Source organism: Raoultella sp., assembly GCF_039594335.1.
Lineage (GTDB): Bacteria > Pseudomonadota > Gammaproteobacteria > Enterobacterales > Enterobacteriaceae > Klebsiella.
Map to the genome: position 1 here is coordinate 1 of NZ_JBCNNS010000225.1, position 4,355 is coordinate 4,355.

Here is a 4,355-nt window from a genome sequence, read left to right on the forward strand (position 1 = left end):
TCCATCACGTAGTCAAAGGCGGCCAGCGCGATGCCGATTAAGCGCGGAGAACTGCGGGCAATTGCCACGGCGTTAATCACACCAATGGCAGACTCTATGGCCGCCATCACACGGGTAGAACCGACCTCGCGCCCGCATTCTTGTTCAATGCGCGCCAGATGACCTTCCAGTTCGTAGATGTCATCTGGGGTATCGGTTTTCGGCAGGCGCACAACATCCACGCCGGCGCGAACCACTGCTTCAAGATCCGCAAGACCAAACGGCGTGCTCAACGGATTAATGCGGACCACGGTTTCGATATCCTGATACATCGGGTGCTGGAGCGCATGCCAGACCAGCAGGCGCGCGCTGTCTTTCTCGCGCAGCGTCACCGCATCCTCAAGATCGAACATGATCGAATCCGGACGGTAGATAAAGGCCGTAGAGAGCATGGCGGCGTTAGCGCCCGGCAGGAATAACATGCTACGACGGAGCGTGTTCATCACAGTCTCCTCCAGTCGATATGCGGCTCATCGACGGCGCGCAGCACCGCGCTTTGTAGCCGCGCACGAATGACGCAATCCAGCGCGCCTTTGTCTTCGATGATAATCAATCCCTGATGCACCGCCATGGCGTGCAGCGTTTCCTCAACCACCTGACGAATCTGCTCGCCAAACTGCTTCATCACTTCACTGTGGATGATAATCTCCAGCTCGCCGTCAGCGGGGGCGATTTTCACCATCAGGTCGCTGGACTCCTGCGTACCCGCCAGCGCCTCCCTTACAATTTTCATGATCGTTTCCTGATAGTTAAGCGACTTCCGCGCTGTAGTGTGCTTCGAGATGCGCGAAAGTGGATTCCGGAACAATGTCCCGAATACGAGAATACTGTGCTGTCTTAAGTAAACGGCGAACTTCCGAGGCCGAGATGGCGCTCCCCCCGGCCTTGATACGGGTCATCTCCGCAACGTTGATATGACCCGCCAGCAGTGTGTGCAGCGTCTGGTTGTACTGACGGGTAATATCGCAAAACGGCTCGGATCCGATAAAACGATGAGTAATACCGAGAGACGGCGCGATGTAGTCGCGAAAGATCAGCACGTCGATTTCGCTCCACGCCTGCTGTACTTTCCCGCTCTCTTTGAGGAAGTAGGCCGGAAAAGTGGCGCGTGAAATGATGTACTGCGAACCCTCGTGTACGCAGACATTCGCCAAATGCGCCACCCCGGCCCGTACCATCTCCAGACGCGCGGCGAACGGAAAGAAAGAGGCCTCTTCGCGTACCACAAACAGATGCAGCCAGTCGCAGCGTGCTGCCGCTTGCTCCACCAGATGGCGGTGGCCCAGCGTGAACGGGTTAGCGTTCATGACAATCGCCCCGATATCCTGGCCGGGCCGGCGCAAACCGCGCAGCGAACGGCAGTAACGGGTGATGCCCTGCGGCGTGTTTTCCATCAATACCGCGTTATGGCCACTGCGGGCGACAGGCCAGAAGCCGCTTCGGGCAAAGCGATCCTCGTTACAGGGACGGGTACAGAGAAAGAGGTGAAAATGGCCGCGCGCGAGGGCGACGTTTTCCACTTCCGCCAGCAGCCGCATGCTGAGGTTGACACCGCGCAGTTGCTCATCGACCGCCACACATTTGATAACGTTGGCGGCCAGCCCCGCGCAGCCCACCAGTTGCCTTCCGCACCAGGCCTCAACAAACAGCGTAATATCATTGTCCATCCCCAGACCGCTGTCCGTCAGCAGGTAACGAATCTGGCTCAGACGTTCCGGGTGTCGGGCCACTTCCGTGAATAGAAAGTCGATAGCGGGTTGCGAATCCATCATCACGCCTTACTCAGTGTGCCGTCGTCAGCGTGTCGGCTGGCGCTTCCATGATCACATTGCTGAGATGACCGATATGCTCGATCTCCACCTCAATGCGATCGCCCTCTTTCATAAACAGCGGCGGGTTACGCTTTTTACCCACTCCGCCAGGAGAGCCGGTGATGATCACATCGCCCGGGCTTAAGCGGGTAAAGGTGCTGATGTACTCGATCAGCTCCGCCACCTTGTGGATCATGCTGCTGGTGTTGTCTTCCTGCACCATGCGGCCGTTCAGCCAGGTGCGGATCGTCAGCTGATGCGGATCCGGGATCTCATCGGCCGTTGCCATCCACGGGCCGAACGCGCCGGTCTGACGCCAGTTTTTACCGGCAGTAAACCAGGTGTGCTGCCAGTCGCGGGCGGAGCCGTCCATGTAGCAGCTGTAGCCGGCCACGTGGCGCAGGGCGTCGTCGCGGCTGATGTTCTCCCCGCCTTTGCCGATGATCACCGCCAGCTCGCCTTCGTAGTCGAATTCGCTGGAGTGGCGCGGTTTCAATACCGGCGCGTTGTGCGCCGTCTGGGAATCGGCAAAGCGGACAAACAGCGTCGGCGCCGGATTGTGCTGATCGAACTCTTTGCGCTTGTCGGCGTAGTTCATGCCCACGCAGAGGATTTTTTCCGGCTGCACAATCACCGGTAAGAAGGTGATGGCGCTCAGCGGCACGTCCACGGCATCGTTCAGATAGTGGGTGGCCTCCACCATCCCGTTGCCTTGCAACAGTGCTTTGAGATCGCCGTAGCGGTCGCCGAGGCGGCGACCTAAATCAATGATGCCTTCCGCTTTGACGATGCCGAAGCTACGAATGTCCTGATAGAGATAGCTTGCGAGTTTCATTGTTGTTTCCTGAAAACTTAAACGAGGAAGTTGCCCAGAATCAGCAGCGAGACCGAGACGTTAATCGCGCCACCGATACGAGTGGCAATCTGGGCGAACGGCATCAGGCTCATACGGTTGCCGGCAGTCAGAATCGCCACATCGCCGGTTCCGCCCTGTCCGCTCTGGCAACAGGAGACGATGGCGACATCAATCGGATGCATGCCAATCTTTTTACCGACGAAGAAACCGGTCGCCACCAGCGCAGAGACGGTGCTGATAATCACCAGCAGGTTGCTGACGGTGAAAGCGGCGACCAGTTCGTGCCACGGGGTGATCGCCACGCCGACGGCAAACAAGATCGGATAGGTCACAGAAGTCTGGAAGAATTTGTACACCACCTGAGAACCTTCAAGAATGCGCGGGGAGACGCCGTTAAACAGCTTCACCAGCACCGCCATAAACAGCATGCCAACCGGTGCAGGCAGACCAATCAGCTTGTGACCCAGCATCCCCAGCATATACAGCAGTACCGCAAGCAGCGCTCCGGAAGCGATGGTGGTGACGTCGACTTTTCCGGAGAAGGCAGGCTGTGAGACGGTTTCATCGGTATTCGTGCGGTTTGGCATCAGTTGGCCTTCACCGGTCAGGTGTGGGTAGCGTTTGCCGAGCTGGTTCAGACAGCCGGAGATGATAATCGCGGTGAGGCCGCCCAGCATCACCATCGGCAGGATGCGCCCCAGCGCCACGCCTTGATCCATATGCAGTAACGTCGCATAGCCGATCGAGAGCGGGATCGCCCCTTCGCCCACGCCGCCCGCCATGATCGGCAGGATGATAAAGAAGAAGATCTGGAACGGTTCAAGGCCGAGCGCGAGGCCTACGCCCATGCCGACGATCATGCCGACAATTTCACCGCACAGCATCGGGAAGAAGATACGCAGAAAGCCCTGAATCAGCACGGTGCGGTTCATGCTCATGATACTGCCGACAATAATGCAGCAGATGTAGAGATAGAGAATGTTGGTGGATTTGTAGAATTTAGTGGTGGACTCCACCACCACATCCGGCAGCAGACCATAGTAGACCAGCGCCGAAGGGATGAATGTCGCGCAAATCGCCGCCGCGCCGAGTTTGCCGACGATCGGCAGACGTTTGCCGAACTCGCCGCAGGCAAAACCAAAAAACGCCAGCGTGGCAACCATCACCACGATATCGCTCGGTAACTTCCCCCCCAGACAATCGATGGCGATAAGCAGCCCGGCAAGAACAAACAGCGGTAAAGGAATAATCCCCACTTTCCAGCTATCCATAATATGCCACCAGCGCGCCTTGAGTGAAGGTTTGTGAATATCAATTGGATCTTGGGTAACAGAGAAAGAATCGTCGGTTGTGCTCATCATTAAGCCCCTTGGTTATTTTGTGCAGGCAGCTTAATGTGCCAAAAGCAGACTTAATGTGAGATTCGGCATATTAAAAACGAAACTTTAATGGGGGCTATGGTTTTAATGGTTTATTTTATTTTATGTGATTCAAAGTTTATTTATCAGCGTGGTTTTTATGGTTTATTTTCCAAACTGAACAAACAAATAACATTTATTAACGTAAATTTAAGATATGCTTCGACGGCAATATTTTGCCATGTCGGGTGCTTGTGCAAAGGATCACAAGTTTCCGGCAAAGCAGATGTC

At 56.0% G+C, this 4,355-nt stretch carries 6 protein-coding genes; 1 reads left to right on the top strand and 5 read right to left on the bottom strand.

Going from position 1 to position 4,355, the window contains the following annotated elements; all coding sequences use genetic code 11:
• The 5 genes from ACZAHD_RS21875 to ACZAHD_RS21895 all read right to left on the bottom strand — a co-directional run.
• Window positions 1-482: aldolase/citrate lyase family protein (locus tag ACZAHD_RS21875; protein WP_462458609.1), on the bottom strand; the 482-nt coding region annotated here is incomplete at its 3' end.
• Window positions 482-772, bottom strand: a complete 291-nt coding sequence (gene citD / locus ACZAHD_RS21880) for a citrate lyase acyl carrier protein (RefSeq protein WP_462458610.1) — start codon at window positions 770-772, stop codon at window positions 482-484. The genes citD and ACZAHD_RS21875, both read right to left, overlap by 1 nt.
• A 16-nt stretch (window positions 773-788) precedes the next feature.
• The gene (gene citC / locus ACZAHD_RS21885) at window positions 789-1,808 is read right to left on the bottom strand and encodes a [citrate (pro-3S)-lyase] ligase (protein WP_462458613.1); all 1,020 of its coding nucleotides are present in this window, start codon (window positions 1,806-1,808) and stop codon (window positions 789-791) included.
• Window positions 1,809-1,821: 13 nt separating this feature from the next.
• Window positions 1,822-2,685: a fumarylacetoacetate hydrolase family protein gene (locus ACZAHD_RS21890; protein WP_462458611.1), complete on the bottom strand. Its 864-nt coding sequence runs from the start codon at window positions 2,683-2,685 to the stop codon at window positions 1,822-1,824.
• Between the two features lie 17 nt (window positions 2,686-2,702).
• Window positions 2,703-4,064 carry a 2-hydroxycarboxylate transporter family protein gene (locus ACZAHD_RS21895; RefSeq protein ID WP_462458614.1) on the bottom strand — a complete coding sequence of 454 codons (1,362 nt, stop codon included), beginning with the start codon at window positions 4,062-4,064 and terminating at the stop codon, window positions 2,703-2,705.
• Window positions 4,065-4,154: 90 nt separating this feature from the next.
• Between ACZAHD_RS21895 and ACZAHD_RS21900 the strand changes: the two genes are divergently transcribed.
• On the top strand, window positions 4,155-4,355 hold a 201-nt coding region (locus ACZAHD_RS21900), incomplete at its 3' end, for a hypothetical protein (protein ID WP_462458612.1).